We start from the raw sequence: 16,889 nt of genomic DNA, 5'->3' as shown, positions 1-16,889 counted from the left end.
AATGAGCATGTCAACGGCACCCGCACCGGCACAACCCTCTGGAACCATGGAGCGCATCCTGCGCTTGATGAGCGAGAAGAAGGCCTCCGACGTCTATCTGTCAGCCCATTCCCCGGCGCTGATCAAGATCAACGGCCAGTGCGTGCCGATCAACAGCCAGTCTCTGCCCAACGATGCCCCCCGCAATTTGTTGGCCGAGGTATTACCGGCCGAGCGCATTGCTGAAATGGAAGAAGTCGGCGAGCTCAACATGGGCTTTCCTATCGCCGGCGTGGGACGTTTTCGCGTCAGCGCAATGCGCCAGCGCGGCAGCATCGCGGCAGTGATCCGCTTTATTGCGGTGGATGTTCCATCGCTGTCCAGCTTGGGAGTGCCCATGATGCTGGGCGACCTGATCATGGAAAAGCGCGGCCTGCTCCTGATGGTCGGTGCCACGGGCGCCGGCAAGAGCACAACGCTGGCTTCGATGATGGACTACCGCAACGAGAACGTCTCTGGCCACATTCTGACCATTGAAGACCCGATCGAATTCCTGTTCAAGAACAAGAAATCGGTAGTCAACCAGCGCGAGATCGGCTCCGACACTCAATCCTTGCAAGTGGCACTCAAGAACGCGCTACGCCAGGCGCCGGACGTCATTTTGATCGGCGAAATCCGCGACCGGGAAACCATGTCGGCGGCTATTGCCTACGCACAGTCGGGCCACTTGTGCCTGGCCACTATGCACGCCAACAACAGCTACCAAGCGCTGAACCGTATCCTGAGCTTCTACCCGGTCGAAGTGCGCCAGACCATGCTGGGTGATTTGTCGGCCGCGCTCAAAGCCGTGGTGTCGCAACGCCTGCTGCGCACGGCCAATGGTTCGCGCACACCGGCTGTCGAGATTCTGCTTAACACCAAACTGATTTCCGACCTGATTGAAAAAGGCGACTTCTCTGGCGTCAAGGAAGCGATGGAAAAATCCATGGCTGAAGGCTCGCAGTCGTTCGAACATGACATCGCTCGCATGATTGTCGATGGCATCGTGGACCGCAAGGAAGGCCTGGCCAACGCCGACTCCCCAACCAACTTGATGTGGCGCCTGCAAAACGATTTCACCAAGGCTGCACAACCTGCCGCTACCGCAGTGGAAGACGACGAAGCATCGTTCACCGAAATCACACTGGATGTGAAGAGCTGATGTCTGTTGCGTGGAGGTGCCTCGGATGACCCTGCTGGAAACGGTTGAGGCCGCCACACGCCAACTCGAAACCGCGGGCCTGTCCTACGGACACGGTACGACCAATGCGCGCGACGAAGCTGCCTGGCTGGTGCTATGGAGCCTCGGCTTGCCGCTGGACACCCCCCTGGAAATCGATAGCTCAGAGGCAAAAAGGCTTGTAACGCCCGCAGAACATGCGCAAGCAGCTACTCTTTTAGGAGCACGCATTGCAACCCGAAAACCTGCCGCCTATCTCACAAAGGAGGCTTGGTTGCAGGGTTTTGCGTTTTATGTCGACGAACGTGCCATCGTCCCGCGCTCACTGATTGCCGAGCTGCTGGCAGACGGTGGCATCGACTATTTCTTGCGCGAATCGACCCGCTCGGTGCTGGATCTTTGTACTGGCAACGGCAGCTTGGCCATCATCGCCGCGTCCGTGTTTCCCGAAGTGACAGTGGACGCTGCCGACATTTCAGCCGACGCGCTGGCCGTAGCCCGCATCAATGTGGACAAACATGGCCTGCAGGAGCAGATTCGCCTGATCGAGTCCGATGGCCTGACCGCTTTGCCAGGCCCCTACGATCTGATCCTGTGCAACCCACCCTATGTGAACGCACAAAGCATGGCCGAATTACCGGCCGAGTACAAAGCCGAGCCCGCGATTGCCCTGAGCGGCAACCAGGCAGGTGGTGTTGACGGTATGGATTTCGTCCGCACCCTGCTGAAGCAGGCGCCGCAACATATGAGTTCCAATGCCGTCATGGTGCTGGAAATTGGCAACGAACGCCTTTTCTTTGAAGCCGCATTTCCGACACTGGAAGTGGTCTGGCTGGAAACCAGCGCCGGTGAGGATCAGGTTTTACTGATTACCCGCCAGGCGCTTACCGAAAACCTCTGATGATTACTTTGAAGAATGTCACCTTGCGCCGCAGCGCCAAGGTGTTACTGGAGGGTGCGTCTGTCACCCTCAATCCCGGCGAAAAAGTCGGCCTGGTCGGCCGCAATGGCGCGGGCAAATCGTCCTTGTTTGCCTTGCTCAATGGCAACCTGCATGAAGATGCGGGCGAGTACTACATCCCGCACCAATGGCGCATGGGCCAGGTGTCCCAGGACATGCCGGAAACAACCCAGTCGGCTACCGAGTTTGTGGTCGAGGGCGACACCGTGCTACTGGCTGCACGCAACGAAGTGACCGCCTCCGAGGCCACCGACGACTACGACCGCATGGCGCATGCCTATATGGCGCTGCACGATGCAGGCGAGCACGATGCGGCATCGCGCGCCCAGGCACTGATTCTGGGTCTGGGCTTCAAGACCACGGAACTTGATAACCCAGTGAACAGCTTCTCGGGCGGTTGGCGCATGCGCCTGCAACTGGCGCGCGCGCTGATGTGCCCCAGCGACCTTCTGTTGCTTGATGAGCCGACCAACCACTTGGACTTGGACGCGCTGGTCTGGCTGGAAGCCTGGCTCAAGAAGTACGAAGGCACGATGGTCGTCATCAGCCACGATCGCGAATTTCTGGACGCGGTGACCAACGTCACACTGCACATCGACGCGGGCAAGCTGGTGCGCTACGGCGGCAACTACAGCAAGTTCGAGGACATGCGCGCCGAGCAGATGGCGCTGCAGCAAACTGCTTTTTCGAAGCAACAGGACAAGATTGCCCACCTGCAGAAGTTCATCGCCCGCTTTAAGGCCAAGGCCAGCAAGGCCAAGCAGGCGCAAAGCCGGGTCAAGGCACTGGACCGCATGGAGAAGATCGCGCCACTGCTGTCAGAGGCCGATTTTACGTTCGAATTCAAGGAACCGGCGAATCTGCCCAACCCGATGCTGTCGATGAGCGGCATCAGCGTGGGCTATCCCGCGCCAGAAGGTGCACCTGAAGGCACACCGCCCACGACCATCGTGCGCAACATCAGCAAGTCGGTGCTGGCGGGCCAACGTATCGGCATTCTGGGCGCCAACGGCCAGGGTAAATCAACACTGGTGAAAACCATTGCGCGCGACTTGGCCATCTTGGACGGCGAGATTACCGAAGGCAAGGGCCTCAACATCGGCTACTTCGCCCAGCAAGAGCTTGACGTATTGCGTCCTGCAGATAACCCGCTGGAGCACATGATTCGCCTGGTCAGGGACATGACCGCTGCCAGCAAGATTGCCGGCCAGCAGACGCGTGAGCAGGATCTACGCAGTTTCCTCGGTACGTTCAATTTCAGCGGCGACATGGTCAAACAGGCTGTGGGCAGCATGAGCGGTGGCGAAAAGGCCCGTTTGGTGTTGTGCATGCTGGTCTGGCAGCGCCCCAACCTCTTGCTGATGGACGAGCCCACCAATCACCTGGATCTGGCGACCCGTGAAGCGCTGTCCATGGCGCTCAACGAGTTCGAAGGTACCGTGATGCTGGTCAGCCACGACCGGGCATTGCTGCGCTCGGTTTGCGACGAGTTCTGGATGGTGTCACGCGGTGGCGTCGAGCCGTTTGACGGCGACCTGGACGACTACCAGAAATACCTGTTGGACGAGGCCAAGCGCCAGCGCGAACTGGCCAAGGAAGAGCAATCCAAGGCATCAAAACAGGAAGCCAAGGCAGCGGCCGCCAAAGCCGCTATTCCCGCTGTTATGTCTGACGCTGCGAAGAAAGCCAAGAAGGAACTGCAACAGGTCGAAGCCCGTATGGAAGTACTCAACGGCGAAGGCGCTGCGCTGGAAGGCAAGCTGGGGACCAATACCCATCCGCAGGAAATTGCCGAACTAGGCCGCAGCCTGAAGAAGGTCAATGACGAACTGAAAACGCTGGAAGAGCGCTGGCTGGAATTGACTGCAGTGGTCGAGGGCTGAAGTTCACGCCCCAGCGCATTCAAGTGGGCTGGGTCAACGCATGCACTTGGGTACAACTGTTTTGCACACTTCAGGCACAGCGTCGGTGATATCTGAGGAGTCGCCCGACACCGTCAATTTGGAAACACTGCCGTCAGTAAGCAGTACGGTCACTACACATTGGTAGGTGTATCGGTCGTAGAAATTCCGGTAGAAATAGGTCAAATATTCCTTGTTGGCCTCTACCGCGGATGTCTTTGGTGCTCCCATGCAGCTCAGCAACTGCTTCTTCGACATGCCGCGCGAACTGGCGCTGAGACCGTCTGGGGCTGGCAAAGAAGCGCACGCGCTGAGGGTAAGGAGCGTGGTGGACAACAGAACGATGCGAAGAACTGACATGAGAATTTCCGAATAGTGTGGGCTGCGATGAGCGAATGTCTGCAGTCTATACGTTTGCATTTGACACGCCACAAACACAAAAGGACTTGGTCTTTACAGACCAAGTCCTTGCGAGGGGTGGTGGGAACTGAGAGATTCGAACTCTCGACCTACGGATTAAGAGTCCGCTGCTCTACCAGCTGAGCTAAATTCCCCCGTAAACTCAAATATACATCTTGGTGGGACCAGCGGGGGTCGAACCCACGACAAACGGATTAAAAGTCCGCTGCTCTACCAACTGAGCTATGGTCCCAACGGACCGGACAAACACATTTGCCGCAAACCGCTAAGCCTCAAATTATATCGTTTTTTCCAGCGCTTTTTACTGAGGTCTGCGAAATTCTGTCCATTATCCAGCCCGCGGCGCACAAGCCAAAGGTCGCCGTCACTGAGACTAGTGATCCGTAGCCATGGCAGTTCAGGGAGTTGTCGCCCTGTACCTCACAGGATGCATCGGCGGGCACCACGGCTTCGCGGCTGAAGACACAGGCCACACCGATCTTCTTACCGTCTTTGCGGGCGCCGTATTCCTTGCGTAAACGATAACGCAACTGCGCCAGCAAGGGGTCGTGCGTGGTTTCGCTCAGATCGGCAATGTCTACCTTGTGCGCATGGCGTTTACCACCCGCAGCGCCTACCGAGATGAATAATGCCTTGTTGCGCCGGGACCAATCGGCCATCGAGGCCTTAACCTTGACTTGGTCGCAGGCATCAATGATGGCGTCCACGCCAGCGGGCAAGATGGCTGGCCAGTTGTCTAGCTCGACAAAGGCATCAACACAGTTCACCTCGCACAAGGGATTGATTTGCGCAATGCGCTCCTGCATGGCCTGAATCTTGGCCATGCCTACGGTAGATGTCAGCGCGTGAATCTGGCGATTGATATTGGACTCGGCGACATGGTCCATGTCTATCAGCGTGAGCCGCCCTACCCCGCTGCGGGCCAGCGCCTCTGCAGCCCAGGAGCCGACACCACCTATACCTACTACGGCCACATGGGCAAGCCGGATAGCGGCTGCAGGCTCCGTGCCATAGAGCCGCTCCATGCCGGAGAAACGGCGTTGGGTATCTGCCTCCACCGATATTCCGCGCTTACTTGATGCGGGCCAGTCGCTCGCGGGCCGCGCCAGCGGCTTCCGAAGAAGGATACGACGCCATGACTTCTTCCAGCGTCTTGCGAGCAGACTTGGTGTCTTTCAATTCCAGCTGGCAATTGGCAATTGCAAGCACGGCCTCGGGTGCGCGCACATGGTCAGGCGCACCAGCTACCAGCGAGCGAAAATTGGTAATCGCGTCCTTGTAGTCCTTGGTCGCGTACTGCGCATTGCCCAGCCAAAACAGTGCAGATGGACGGTAACCGGTTTGCGGATAGCGGGTCAGGAAGTCCACAAACATGCCCTGCGCGTTGGCAAACTCACCCTTGCGAAAAACTGCCAGACTGGCTTCGTAGCTACGCTTCTCGGCGGAGTCAGCAAGAAACTCGCGGCCGTCAAGAGTCACTGTAGCGGGCTCAAACTTGCGCAGCCGCTCGTCAAAGGTTTGCTGGCTGTCGCGCTGGCGGCGTTGAAGTTCGGCCACGTCACGGACGATCTGCTCGTCCTGCCCTCGCAGCTTGGCGAGCTCCGCACGCAATGCTTCCAACTGATTTTGCAAATCGACCAAGGCGCGGCGCAATTGGGCCGCTTCCTCGGAGGAGCGCTTGGTCTCCTCTGCGAGCTTCTGCTCAGCGTCGTTTCGGTTGGTCTCCAGCTTCTGGCGCAGATCAAGAATGGCGCGCCGCGCTTCTTCATCATCAAACAAACCTGCCGAGGCCTGACCTGCAATAGCCAGCAGGCCTACGCATACCAGCCCACGCATGGGTTTGAGCCACTGTGTGACCATGGCGCGGCTCACCGGTACGAAATCTCAGTACGGCGGTTCTTTTCCATCGCCGCTTCAGTGGAACCTTGCACAGCAGGTTTTTCCTTACCGAAACTCACCGCTTCCAATTGCGCTTCACTCACACCCTGCAAGGTCAAGGCACGGCGCACGGCTTCTGCACGTTTCTGTCCCAGTGCCAGGTTGTACTCGCGACCACCGCGCTCATCGGTATGGCCTTCCAGCGCGACCTTCTTGCTCTTGTCAGCCTTGAGGAATTTGGCATGTGCCTCAATCACCGACTGGAATTCCGGGCGGATCGCAAAGCTGTCGTAATCGAAATAGACGATGCGATTGGCCTGGCGCATGGCGGCGTCCTGATCCGTCTTGCCAATATCTACTGTTTTGACCGCGCTGCTTGCCGCGCCGTCATTCTTGGGCGCTGCAGGCGTTACTGCAGCGCCGGTCTTGTCTTCGACTGGCACATTGTCAAGCTTGACTGGCGAGCTGCATGCTGCCAAAAGAGCTGCGACTGCGAGCGTCCATACCAAATTCTTCATTCCATACTCCTGGTTAAGTTAAATTATTTCTGCATCGGGCCCCAATCGGGCTCCCGGATGTCACCGTTTTGACCGGCCAAACGTGCTTTGATTTTGCCATCCAGCGTGCTTGTCATCAGCGCTTCCTTGCCCTGCAACTGGGTGGCGTAAATGATCAGGCGGCTATTGGGTGAAAAACTGGGGTTTTCGTCCGCGTTGGTGTCGGTGATGGCACTGACTGCGCCCGACGATAAATCCATAACATGCAGCTTGAATGCGCCGCTAACCCGTGAAATGTAGGCCAACCAACGCCCATCGGGACTCAGAGAAGGCGAAATGTTGTAGGTGCCGGAAAAGGTCACACGTTCCGGGTTGCCGCCGCTCGCAGGCATGCGATAAATCTGGGGCGAGCCGCCGCGGTCGCTGACGAAATAAATGGTCTTGCCGTCCGACGTGAAGGTTGGTTCGGTATCAATGGCGCTGGACTGGGCCAGGCGTTTGGGCTCGCCGCCTGCAGAGTCCATCACATACAGCTGAGAGCCGCCATCACGGGAGAGCGTCATCGCCAGACTCTTGCCATCCGGCGACCAGGCAGGCGCACTGTTGGAGCCCTTGAAGTTGGCGACCAGACGCCGTTTACCGGTCGCCACATCGTGCACGTACACCACGGGTTTACGGGACTCGAACGACACGTAGGCCAGTTGCGAACCGCTGGGCGCCCAGGACGGTGAAATCACAGGCTCGGGGCTATTGAGCGCGCTCTGCGCATTCTCACCATCTGCATCCGCGACCCACAGGTTGTAGTGCTGACCGTTCTTGGTGACATAGGCAATACGGGTAGAGAAGATACCTTTATCACCGGTCAGTTTTTCGTACACAAAGTCCGAAACCCGGTGTGCGGCCAACCGCAAATCACCCGCCACAACCGCATAACTTTGGCCACCCAGATCTTGCCCGCGCACCACATCCCAGAGGCGCACGCGGATGTCATAGCGACCATCCGCCAGCCGTGTAATGCTTCCCGCTACCAGTGCGTCGGAATTTTTTTGGCGCCAGGCAGACATGTCCGGGCGTGAAGTCTCGTCCAATTGCACGGCCGATGTATCCACGGACTTGAATTGGCCGCTGCGCTCCAAATCGGCCTGCACAATTGCGCCGATTTTTTGCGGCGCCGACTCATCCCCTCGAAAGGCCGCAATGGCTATGGGGACTTGGGTCAGGCCTACGCCCGATACCTCTACCCGAAACTGCGCCGAAACACCAGCACTGAACATGCCGGCAACAAGCAAAAGAAGGATTCTGTACATCATCGTGTGTAGATTATCTCAGCCTTGTGACCACCATCTCGGCGCCACCCAGGCTTTGCTTGTAACCAAGCGTTGCCTGCACTTGCCCTGTGCCGACGCGATCACGCACGCGCTGGGCGTTTTCTGATTCCTGCGCCCGGCTCGATTCTTTGTGCCACAGGTGAAAAACTTCGGTCGCGCAAAAGCCGTTCTTGCGGGTAAGTCCCGCATGGTGCAAGCGCAATACGAAATCGGCATCTTCATGGCCCCAACCAACAAAAGACTCATCAAAACCGTTGACGGCTTCGTAGTCTGTGCGCCAGACCCCAAAGTTGCAGCTGCGAATACCGCGCCAGACAAACGGTTTGTGTTTGCGCCATGGCATGTCCGGGAGTCGCAGTAACCCTGTGATCTTGCTCGCATGACCACGTAGCCGTTGGCCCAGCCAGAACACCGCACCACGCCCACAAATGGCCGTCTGCCCCCGTACCACCGCCTCAGTCAATGCGGGCGACAGCATCACGCGACTGCCATTGACGAAGCACTGCTGTTCCTGCAATTGCCTATGGCGCCGGATGAAATCCACTTCTGGTACACAGTCGCCATCCATCAGGACGATGTAATCCCCACAGGCCACACTCACCCCGCGGTTGCGTACTTGCGATGCGGTGAAGCCAACGTCGGGGTGCCACATATGGGCAATGCGGAGGCCGCTACGCAAAGCTGCCTCGTGGATGGCATGAACATGCTCGGGTTTTGATCCGTCATCGGCGATGACCACCTCAAAGCCCTGGTCATCCTGCAGCGATAAGCCGTGCAATACCGCTGCCAAAGCATCGCTGCGGTTGTAGGTGGTAATCACCACGGAAATCAGGTCTTTAGTTGGCATTTTGGAATAGACTTGGCAACCCGCCGCAGTAGCAGCGGCCCCACTCTCTTTTTGATGGTATCACCACCAATGCCCCCCATTTCCGTCTACATCATTGCCTACAACGAAGCCGAAAAAGTGCGCGCCACGATAGAGAGTGTGCGTTGGGCCGATGAGGTGGTGTTGGTCGATTCCTGGAGTACCGACGGCACGCCGGAAATCGCCACTGGGCTCGGTGCGCGCGTGGTACAGGTCAAATTCAATGGCTTTGGTGATTTGCGCAATAACGCGATAGCAGCTTGCACACACGACTGGATCTTCAGCGTTGATGCAGATGAACGCTGTACCCCTGAGGTAGAGCGGGAAGTCCGCGCCATTACCCTGGACCCCAACGCCCTGGACGTCTACTGGACCCCACGGCGCAACTTCTTCATGGGCCAGTGGATCAAGCATTCCGGCTGGTACCCCAACTACCGCCAACCCCAGCTCTTCAGAAAAGGCGCCATGTCCTATGACCTGAAGCCAGTGCATGAAGGCTACGTATTACATACGGACAGGCCCATCGGCCACATGAAAAACGAGATCTGGCAGTTCCCGTTCAAGAACATGGCCGAGGTCATGCACAAGGCCAATCGCTACTCCACACTAGGCGCAGAGAAAATCCAGCACAAGAAGATCAGCATGGGCATGGCGCTCAGTCACGCAATCTGGTCTTTCATCAAGCACTATGTGTTCAAACGCGGCTTTCTCGATGGCTGGCCCGGCTTTGTCATTGCTTTTGGCAATTTTGAGGGCACGTTTTATCGCTACGTCAAAGCCCTGGAAGTGCAAAAAGGTGCGCAGTGGCAGAGCCCTGACAAGCCATGACGGTTCCCGAAAAGACCTGGAATACCCGATTGGTACTGGTGTGCTTTGCGGCGTTGGCGGTCAGCCTGCCCATTGCGTGGGTCAGCCTGGCCAAATTGTTTCTGGCGGTGGCACTATTGGTGGATGTTGCGCGACGCGCCTTGAAGAAAGAAGCGTCCGGCCCCTGGCAATCCCTTCAAACGGCTCAGTTCGTTCCCTGGGTCATCGTTTTGATGTTTATCAGCTTGTTGTGGACTTCTGCAGACATGGAAACCGCACTGCAGAGTTTCATCAAACATGGCAAGCTGATCTTCATTCTGGTTCCTGTCGTTTTGATTCGTAGTTGGAACGAGGCGCGTATCGCACTAATAGCGTTTTCCGCGGGTCAAATCTTTTTGATGTTGAGCGCATGGTTGGTTTTTTTCGGAGTGTCCTTGCCGTGGGCTACGCAACTGGGAGGAAGAAACGCGGTTTTCTCCACCTACCTAGACCAATCCATCATCTTAGCAACCAGCGCTGCCGTTTTCTGGCACCTCAGAGGTGCCCATGTTTGGCCAAAGATACTGGGCATTGTCTGCGCCATCAGCGCGCTGGCCAACGTACTGTTTTTGCTGGAAGGCCGCACTGGCTACGTGATCGTAATGTCTTTGGTTGGACTGGCAGCAGCGTGGCAGTGCCCCCCACGCTGGAGAAAACCGATGTATGGCCTGGCGGCCGTGATGGTAGTAGCTTGCGTGGGTTGGGCACATCAACTGACCCAACAAACACCTCAACAAGGGGACGGGCCAGCCGGGCGCCTCTACGTTGAGCCTGGTAGTGGATTGACTTCGGATGTGTGGCGACTCAACGCCTGGCGACGTTCCGCGCAAGCGATGCAAAGTGCACCCGCCATCGGTACCGGGGTCGGCAGTTGGAAGTTGGCCATTGCCCCCTTTGAAGGCGAGCGCTTCATTGCCATCTTCGGCACCAGTCCCATCAGCAATCCACACCAGGAGTATCTGCTTTGGGGCGTGGAATTTGGTGTGTTCGGATGTGCGGCACTTCTCGCATTCTTTGGGTTGGCCGCCAGAGACGCGCGCCAATTCGATACACCCATTAAGCTTGCACTGTGGTCGGTGCTTGCCGCCTGCGCGGTGGCATGCATGTTCAATTCGGTGCTGTACGACGACTTGATAGGCGACTACTTTTGCATTACGCTGGGCTTGCTTTTTTCGCTGGGCTTGCAACACAAGAGGAACGCAGCGGAACTGGTCACTGCGACGCCAATTGCGGACGCACCTCCCCTATGACCTCCGACAGCACTACCCCAAAAACACTGGTCGCCCGACTCCGCAGACTGGTTCCCTACTTCGGCACCCATTTGTGGACTTGGGTGCTGGTGGCCCTCGGCGCCATCGTGGGCGCGGCCACCGAACCCATGATTCCGGCCTTGTTGCAACCGCTGCTGGACAGTGGCTTTCAGCGAGGTGAACTGTCCATCTGGATGGTTCCTGTGTCTCTGATGGGGCTATTTGGTGTCCGCGGCCTGGCGGGATACGTTGCGCAAATCGGCCTTACCAAGATCACTGGCCTGGGCCTCACGGCGATGCGCCGCGCCATGTTCGCCAAGCTTCTGATTGCGCGTCTTGAGCTCTTCACGCAGCAGTCTGCCAGTGCACTGTCCAACACCCTGGTTTACGAAGTGCAATCCGGCGCAACCATGCTGGTCAACGCCGTGTTGAACTTGACGCGAAATGGTCTGACTTTGTTGGCAATGACGGGATTTCTCTTTTATTTGAACTGGCAACTCACACTCATCGTTGCCGCCATTTTCCCCGCCGTGGTGTTCGTCATGCGCGTCCTCACGCGCCGCCTGCACCAGCTCACCAAGACCAATCAGGAAGTGACCGATGCACTGGCCTATGTGGTTGAAGAGAACGTATTGGCCCACCGCGAAGTGCGCCTGTATGCTGCACAAGATTTGCAACAGAGCCGTTTCTCCCAGTTGAGCGCAAGTCTGCAACGGCTGGCCATGAAATCAACCGTCGCCGGGGCTGCAATGACACCGATGACGCAGATGCTGGCCGCGGCCGCTTTGTCTGCAGTGATCTCCGTTGCACTGGTGCAAAGTGCCAGCAGTGGCACTTCGGTAGGTGGTTTCGCAGCGTTTGTCACGGCCATGCTGATGATTGTTGCGCCCATTCGGCAGCTCTCCGAAGTATCCGGGCCGATTACACGCGGTCTGGCTGCGCTGGAGCGTGGGTTGGATTTGATTGACAGCGTGCCAGCGGAGAGCAGCGGCGTTTTTTCCAAAGCACGTGCCACCGGCGCCTTGAGTTTTCGCGACGTTACGGTGCAATACAAACCGGATTCCCTGCCTGCCCTCAGCGGGCTGAACTTGGAGATTGCCGCTGGTGAAACTGTGGCCCTGGTGGGTTCGTCCGGTTCCGGCAAAACGACACTGGTCAACATGTTGCCCCGCTTTGTCGTACCGCAGGCCGGAACGATCACGCTGGACGGGCACACACTGGAAGATTGGGATTTGACGTCGCTGCGTAACCAGATGGCGTTCGTTAGCCAAAACGTCATCATGATCAATGACTCTGTGGCCGCTAACGTGGCGCTAGGGTTGCCGATCGAGGAAGAGAAGGTATTGGCCTGCTTGCGCGCAGCCCATCTGGGCGAGTGGCTGGCTGGCCTGCCCCAAGGCACCCAGACGCTGGTGGGACACAACGCGGCACAACTCTCGGGAGGCCAGCGCCAGCGCATGGCCATTGCCCGCGCGTTGTACAAGGATGCACCCATTTTGATTCTGGACGAAGCTACTTCAGCGCTAGACACAGAATCTGAAAAAGCAGTTCAGGAAGCATTGGACCAATTGATGCGTGGTCGAACCATTCTCGTGATTGCCCACCGCCTTTCCACCGTGCAGCATGCGGACCGTATTGTGGTAATGCAGGGCGGCCGCGTGGTGGAGGTTGGCACCCATCAGGCGTTGCTGGCGCAGCAGGGGACCTATGCAAGGTTGCATGCGCTGGGACTGGACTCTCCTTCCACCTGAAGTTTCATGCGTATATCCGTAGCGCTTGCGACCTACAACGGCGAGAAGTACCTGGCAGAGCAGCTCGACAGTCTGTTATTGCAAAGCCTTATGCCGTGGGAGTGCGTTGTTTGCGACGATGGATCGACGGACGACACGCTTGCAATCTTGCAAAAATTTGCCGCACGGGCTCCTTTTCCCGTTCACATTCACCGCAACGCGACGCGCTTGGGCTATAGGGAAAACTTCCTTCACTGCGCCAACCTATGTACCGGTGAATGGGTCGGCTTTTGCGACCAGGATGATGCGTGGCTGCCCACCAAACTGCAACGTGTGGCCGAGGCAATCGCTGGCAACCCGACAGCAAGCCTGATAGTGCATCAAGGACAGGTCGTGGATGCCGAACTTCGCGCCACCGGTCAGTATTACCCGAAGGTTGCACAGGGCCGTGCACTTGCCAAGCTGACTAGTGAGCCTTTTCACAATATACCTGGCTTTGCGATGGTCTTCAAACGCGAGCTGTTGCTGGCTTGCCCTTGGGACCGTCGGCCCAGCGACCCGAATACCTACGACCTGCCCGCTGCGCACGACACCTGGATACTTTTCATTGCAGAGATAGTCGGTGATGTCGTATTCATTCCTGAAAGTTTGGTCCAGTACCGCCGACATGAGAGCAACACGACTGTGCACGCGGCCAAACAACGGAAATCTGGAAATCTGGCGCAACGCATCCGGGAGAGACTGGCGCGCATGCGCGTGCAATACCAGCAGCGCGCTGCCTTGTTTGAGGAATGCGCCCGCTTGCTGCAGGACATCAGTCAGGACGCAACGACTGCGGCCTGCGCTGATCTACACGCAGCTTCCGCACGTTACCTCCGCTTTGCAGATATCTACACACGCCGCGCCCGCATCTATGACCCGGAAAATCCCTTGACGCAACGGCTCGGTGTTTTGCGTCGACTGCGCGTGGAGCATGCCTATGCAGGTTGGGAGGAAGGTGGCGTCAGCGCTCAGGCCTTTAGCAAAGACTTGCGCTATGTACTCTTTGCTGGCATCTGATCTGCTGGAACCGCGCCGCTGATGACCTTTAGCGCAGCGCGTTGGATGAAGTGGCCACTGCGGACCTGCTCGCCCAGTGCCGTCGCACCGCGCTTCAAGGCTTGGTACTTGGCTGGTGTCAACGTGGCCAATTGGTCTTCCAGCTCGTTCAGGCTGGAGACCAGCAAACCAGCCTGGTGTTCTTCGATCAGCGGTGCAATGCAAGCCTCGCGCCAGACGATGACTGGCATGTTCCTGGACAAATACAGCGCGGCCTTGTGCGGCGTATTGAATGCCAGGTAAGCACCGTAATTGCCCATACAGGCCTCGGTGCTCACGCCATCCCAAATCAATCCAAAGTATTTCCCCACCCACTGTGGCGGTGTGTCAGGATTGAACGCACCCATAAACCGGATGTTGTCAGGCAACGAATACCCGCTATCCAGACCCTGGCCAAACAGCTCAAATTTCACATTCGGGAAGGCGCCCAACTGGTAGATAAATCCAGACTTGTAGGACGACAGGTTGCCAGCGTAGACGACCCTGAACGGGCCGTCCGCAGGCACTGCACCGACAGCCGATCCTTCACAGTGGTAATCCCAGCACTCCAACTCCGCCGCGGCGTTGATGCCGTAACTGAGCAGGATGGCACTGATTTTTTTGTTCAGCGACAACACCTTGGTGTATTTACGAACCTCATCCAGTTCCTCACGGACACGCGTCCAGTTTGGGCTGGCGGGTTTCAGACCTTCCAAATCATGGATGAATGCCACGGTCTGCAAGCCGTGCTGACGCGCTTGCTCCAGAACAATCATGGTGGTGGATTCCGGCGGAAACTGGCACCAGACCACTGCGTTACGCGGCAAATTCAATTGGGGCAGATATCGCAAATACAGACTGATCCACTTGCGAACATGGCGTGACCGGCTTTGCGGTACGGTCACTACCTCAAAACCCAGCTCCGCCAGAAATATGGCGGTGTCCAGACGGGCCTTGGGGCCTGCATTCAAGCGCTTCCGGCCCGCATCAAGCAGCAGCACTTGTCGGGGATGCAGACCCGCGGCGTGCCTGTAAATGCGTTCCTGCTGCCGTGCGGATTGCGTCCATTGGTGCTGACTGGCAAACCTGCATCCGGCATCGCTCAGTGCCGTTCTTGTTAGGGCATCGAACAAGACCCGGTTCAGTGCCAGTGCGATCTCGGCAACATCTGCTGGATTGGCCAAAATCAAGGCATTGGCCTGGTCCGTCAGCAACTCCGAGATACCGCAATAGCGCTTGTCGCTGACCACCACAGGCAAGCCGCGCGCCATGGCTTCGAGCACCACCATGGCGAAGGTATCTTCCAGGGTTGGATGTGCCAGGCAATCTGCAGCCTGGTATGCGATGTCCACATGCACCAGCGCGCCGAGAAAAAAGACGCGATCTGCCAAGCCCAAGGCAGCTACTTCGTCCCTCAAGCCTGCAATCTGCTGCGCATTGCCCACCACCGCCAAGTAGCACGCTGATGGCAAGGATTGCATGGCCTGCAGCAAGCTTGGCAATCCTTTTTTCCGGTAATCGTTTCCTACGAACAGGACACAAGCCCCCTCCAGCGGTAGCCCCAGTTGCCTGCGGGCCTCCAGCTTTTCAGTGGCGCTGGCAAGTCCGGGCACGTCGGCAACACCGGGCGTGACCACCCGCATGGCATATAACGTTTCTGGATAGGTGGTTGCCATGACCGCCTGCAGCGTAGACGACGCTGGCACTACGGTGCGGCCGGCTTGGCGTGCATAGCGAAAGTGTTCCAACGCCAGATAGGTCAGCAGTCGCGGGCTGGTCACCACCTTAAGCCAGCGCAGGGCCAGACTACCCCCAGTGCGGCCATGAAACAGCGTGTACTTGAGGGGCAGTACATGCACCGTCTGTACCTGTCCATGCCAGGTGTTCTCATGCGAGTGCACCACGTCAAAGCCTTTGCGTGTTGCCCGCCATGTGGCAAATGCAAACCAGAGTTGATTGATCCAGCGTGGACGCGCGATGGCCTGCCCGATCCGGTGGTATGTCACACCCGGCCACTGGTGCTCAATGTGTTGCGCGAAAACGTGTATCTCGTGCCGGGCAGCGAGTTGTTCCACCAGCGCGATCGAATACCGCTCTGCTCCGCCACCAGTTGATTTGAAAATCCGGTTCAGCACTGCGATGCGCAAGCGCTTCTCTTCCGCTTCGCCAGTTGCAGACGTCATGCGCGCTTCCGATCTTCGTAGCGTGTATGCAGCTTCATCCACAGACTAAACAAGCTGGTTCGCCGCACCACGGGTACACGCGGCAATCGCTGCATGTCTTCCCCTGCATGGCAACGGCTGCGCTGCGTGGTGGTGGTGGTCAGGTATCCCGATTCGCGCGCCATGTCCGCATGCTGCGTTTCGTATTCGCCATAGGGATAGCAAAAATGGTTCACAACCCCGCCCACCATGGCTTCAAGCTCCGATTTGCAGCCAGTAATTTCTGCGCGGCAAGCCGCTGCATCCAATGCGTTCAAGTGCACATGGTGACGTGTATGGCCCCCGATTTCTTGGCCACCTGCAACCCATTGCTGCAATTGGTTGGCATCCATCAGCTTGCTCGGTGGAATGCCTACATCGTGGTCCCACTCGTTGGTGCGGCCCGCCAATTGACTCACGATGTAACAGGTCGCGCTGAAACCGTTACGCCGCAGGGCCGGTAGCGCATTGGTCAGGTTGTTCAGGTAACCATCGTCAAAGGTAATGCCAACCACTTTCCCCGTCTTTTCCCCGCGCAGATAGGGCATCAAGGCGGTCATCGACAAACCCTGGTATCCCAGCAAACGCAAGAAAGCCATCTGCCAGGCAAAGTCCTCCGGTGCCACGACTAGGCTGCGATAAGGCGTGCCCTTGGGTGGCGCAGCGGCTACCTGGTGGTACGTCAGAATGGGAATCGGCGACGAGTTGCGGGTTACGGGTGTCACGGTCAATGCCTG

At 57.7% G+C, this 16,889-nt stretch carries 15 protein-coding genes and 2 tRNA genes; 7 read left to right on the top strand and 10 right to left on the bottom strand.

The genetic code is table 11. The annotated features are described in order from the left end of the window. The first annotated feature begins 7 nt into the window (after positions 1-7). Genes AC1DV6_RS12510 through AC1DV6_RS12500 form a run of 3 tightly spaced genes read left to right on the top strand, consistent with a single transcriptional unit; the run spans position 8 to position 4,042 of the window. A complete protein-coding gene (locus tag AC1DV6_RS12510; RefSeq protein ID WP_477977796.1) occupies positions 8-1,180 on the top strand; it encodes a PilT/PilU family type 4a pilus ATPase in 1,173 nt (390 codons plus the stop codon). Positions 1,181-1,205: 25 nt separating this feature from the next. Further along, positions 1,206-2,099, top strand: a complete 894-nt coding sequence (gene prmB, locus AC1DV6_RS12505; RefSeq protein WP_477977795.1) for a 50S ribosomal protein L3 N(5)-glutamine methyltransferase — start codon at positions 1,206-1,208, stop codon at positions 2,097-2,099. Next, positions 2,099-4,042 carry an ABC-F family ATP-binding cassette domain-containing protein gene (locus AC1DV6_RS12500; RefSeq protein WP_477977794.1) on the top strand — a complete coding sequence of 648 codons (1,944 nt, stop codon included), beginning with the start codon at positions 2,099-2,101 and terminating at the stop codon, positions 4,040-4,042. Before prmB ends, AC1DV6_RS12500 begins: the two co-directional genes overlap by 1 nt. A gap of 33 nt (positions 4,043-4,075) precedes the next feature. On the opposite strand, the gene AC1DV6_RS12495 is transcribed toward AC1DV6_RS12500, so the two are convergent. From AC1DV6_RS12495 to AC1DV6_RS12460, 8 genes are all read right to left on the bottom strand, one after another. Beyond that, positions 4,076-4,420 (bottom strand): hypothetical protein, encoded by a 345-nt coding sequence (locus tag AC1DV6_RS12495; protein WP_477977793.1) that lies wholly within the window; start codon positions 4,418-4,420, stop codon positions 4,076-4,078. A 118-nt stretch (positions 4,421-4,538) separates the two neighbouring features. Then, a tRNA-Lys gene (locus tag AC1DV6_RS12490) sits at positions 4,539-4,614 on the bottom strand. A 22-nt stretch (positions 4,615-4,636) separates the two neighbouring features. Next, positions 4,637-4,712 (bottom strand) — tRNA-Lys (locus AC1DV6_RS12485). Between the two features lie 40 nt (positions 4,713-4,752). Beyond that, positions 4,753-5,505, bottom strand: a complete 753-nt coding sequence (locus AC1DV6_RS12480) for a tRNA threonylcarbamoyladenosine dehydratase (protein ID WP_477978008.1) — start codon at positions 5,503-5,505, stop codon at positions 4,753-4,755. Between the two features lie 46 nt (positions 5,506-5,551). After that, the gene (gene ybgF / locus AC1DV6_RS12475; RefSeq protein ID WP_477977792.1) at positions 5,552-6,340 is read right to left on the bottom strand and encodes a tol-pal system protein YbgF; all 789 of its coding nucleotides are present in this window, start codon (positions 6,338-6,340) and stop codon (positions 5,552-5,554) included. A gap of 8 nt (positions 6,341-6,348) precedes the next feature. Next, entirely contained in the window at positions 6,349-6,876 is a 528-nt protein-coding gene (gene pal / locus AC1DV6_RS12470) for a peptidoglycan-associated lipoprotein Pal (protein WP_477977791.1), read from the bottom strand. Positions 6,877-6,899: 23 nt separating this feature from the next. Beyond that, positions 6,900-8,165 carry a Tol-Pal system beta propeller repeat protein TolB gene (tolB, locus tag AC1DV6_RS12465; protein ID WP_477977790.1) on the bottom strand — a complete coding sequence of 422 codons (1,266 nt, stop codon included), beginning with the start codon at positions 8,163-8,165 and terminating at the stop codon, positions 6,900-6,902. Between the two features lie 10 nt (positions 8,166-8,175). Further along, the gene (locus AC1DV6_RS12460) at positions 8,176-9,030 is read right to left on the bottom strand and encodes a glycosyltransferase family 2 protein (RefSeq protein WP_477977789.1); all 855 of its coding nucleotides are present in this window, start codon (positions 9,028-9,030) and stop codon (positions 8,176-8,178) included. Positions 9,031-9,099: 69 nt separating this feature from the next. Between AC1DV6_RS12460 and AC1DV6_RS12455 the strand changes: the two genes are divergently transcribed. The 4 genes from AC1DV6_RS12455 (at position 9,100) to AC1DV6_RS12440 (ending at position 13,933) form a co-directional block, all read left to right on the top strand. Beyond that, positions 9,100-9,876, top strand: a complete 777-nt coding sequence (locus AC1DV6_RS12455; RefSeq protein WP_477977788.1) for a glycosyltransferase family 2 protein — start codon at positions 9,100-9,102, stop codon at positions 9,874-9,876. Between the two features lie 95 nt (positions 9,877-9,971). After that, on the top strand, positions 9,972-11,144 hold the full coding sequence (locus AC1DV6_RS12450; protein ID WP_477977787.1) for an O-antigen ligase family protein: 1,173 nt from the start codon (positions 9,972-9,974) through the stop codon (positions 11,142-11,144). Next, positions 11,141-12,895 (top strand): lipid A export permease/ATP-binding protein MsbA, encoded by a 1,755-nt coding sequence (gene msbA / locus AC1DV6_RS12445; RefSeq protein ID WP_477977786.1) that lies wholly within the window; start codon positions 11,141-11,143, stop codon positions 12,893-12,895. The genes AC1DV6_RS12450 and msbA overlap by 4 nt, the downstream gene beginning before the upstream one ends. 6 nt (positions 12,896-12,901) lie before the next feature. Beyond that, positions 12,902-13,933, top strand: coding sequence for a glycosyltransferase (locus tag AC1DV6_RS12440; RefSeq protein WP_477977785.1), 1,032 nt, complete (start codon positions 12,902-12,904; stop codon positions 13,931-13,933). On the opposite strand, the gene AC1DV6_RS12435 is transcribed toward AC1DV6_RS12440, so the two are convergent. Together AC1DV6_RS12435 and AC1DV6_RS12430 are read right to left on the bottom strand one after the other, a co-directional pair. Beyond that, entirely contained in the window at positions 13,909-16,134 is a 2,226-nt protein-coding gene (locus tag AC1DV6_RS12435) for a glycosyltransferase (protein ID WP_477977784.1), read from the bottom strand. The two genes, AC1DV6_RS12440 and AC1DV6_RS12435, sit on opposite strands and share 25 nt — an antisense overlap. Then, positions 16,131-16,877, bottom strand: coding sequence for a polysaccharide deacetylase family protein (locus tag AC1DV6_RS12430; RefSeq protein WP_477977783.1), 747 nt, complete (start codon positions 16,875-16,877; stop codon positions 16,131-16,133). The genes AC1DV6_RS12435 and AC1DV6_RS12430 overlap by 4 nt, the downstream gene beginning before the upstream one ends. Between the last annotated feature and the right edge of the window lie 12 nt (positions 16,878-16,889).

This window comes from Rhodoferax sp. P2_H8_2 (genome assembly GCF_056403235.1).
The sequence above is the reverse complement of the archived record's forward strand: the minus strand, read 5'-3'. Positions and strand labels throughout refer to the sequence as shown.

Excerpts from the sequence above, each read along its gene's own strand:
- AC1DV6_RS12510 (WP_477977796.1), top strand. The coding sequence starts at position 8 with ATGTCAACGGCACCCGCACCGGCACAACCCTCTGGAACCATGGAGCGC.
- prmB (WP_477977795.1), top strand. The coding sequence starts at position 1,206 with ATGACCCTGCTGGAAACGGTTGAGGCCGCCACACGCCAACTCGAAACC.
- AC1DV6_RS12500 (WP_477977794.1), top strand. The coding sequence starts at position 2,099 with ATGATTACTTTGAAGAATGTCACCTTGCGCCGCAGCGCCAAGGTGTTA.
- AC1DV6_RS12495 (WP_477977793.1), bottom strand. The coding sequence starts at position 4,420 with ATGTCAGTTCTTCGCATCGTTCTGTTGTCCACCACGCTCCTTACCCTC.
- AC1DV6_RS12480 (WP_477978008.1), bottom strand. The coding sequence starts at position 5,505 with ATGGAGCGGCTCTATGGCACGGAGCCTGCAGCCGCTATCCGGCTTGCC.
- ybgF (WP_477977792.1), bottom strand. The coding sequence starts at position 6,340 with ATGGTCACACAGTGGCTCAAACCCATGCGTGGGCTGGTATGCGTAGGC.
- pal (WP_477977791.1), bottom strand. The coding sequence starts at position 6,876 with ATGAAGAATTTGGTATGGACGCTCGCAGTCGCAGCTCTTTTGGCAGCA.
- tolB (WP_477977790.1), bottom strand. The coding sequence starts at position 8,165 with ATGATGTACAGAATCCTTCTTTTGCTTGTTGCCGGCATGTTCAGTGCT.
- AC1DV6_RS12460 (WP_477977789.1), bottom strand. The coding sequence starts at position 9,030 with ATGCCAACTAAAGACCTGATTTCCGTGGTGATTACCACCTACAACCGC.
- AC1DV6_RS12455 (WP_477977788.1), top strand. The coding sequence starts at position 9,100 with ATGCCCCCCATTTCCGTCTACATCATTGCCTACAACGAAGCCGAAAAA.
- msbA (WP_477977786.1), top strand. The coding sequence starts at position 11,141 with ATGACCTCCGACAGCACTACCCCAAAAACACTGGTCGCCCGACTCCGC.
- AC1DV6_RS12440 (WP_477977785.1), top strand. The coding sequence starts at position 12,902 with ATGCGTATATCCGTAGCGCTTGCGACCTACAACGGCGAGAAGTACCTG.
- AC1DV6_RS12435 (WP_477977784.1), bottom strand. The coding sequence starts at position 16,134 with ATGACGTCTGCAACTGGCGAAGCGGAAGAGAAGCGCTTGCGCATCGCA.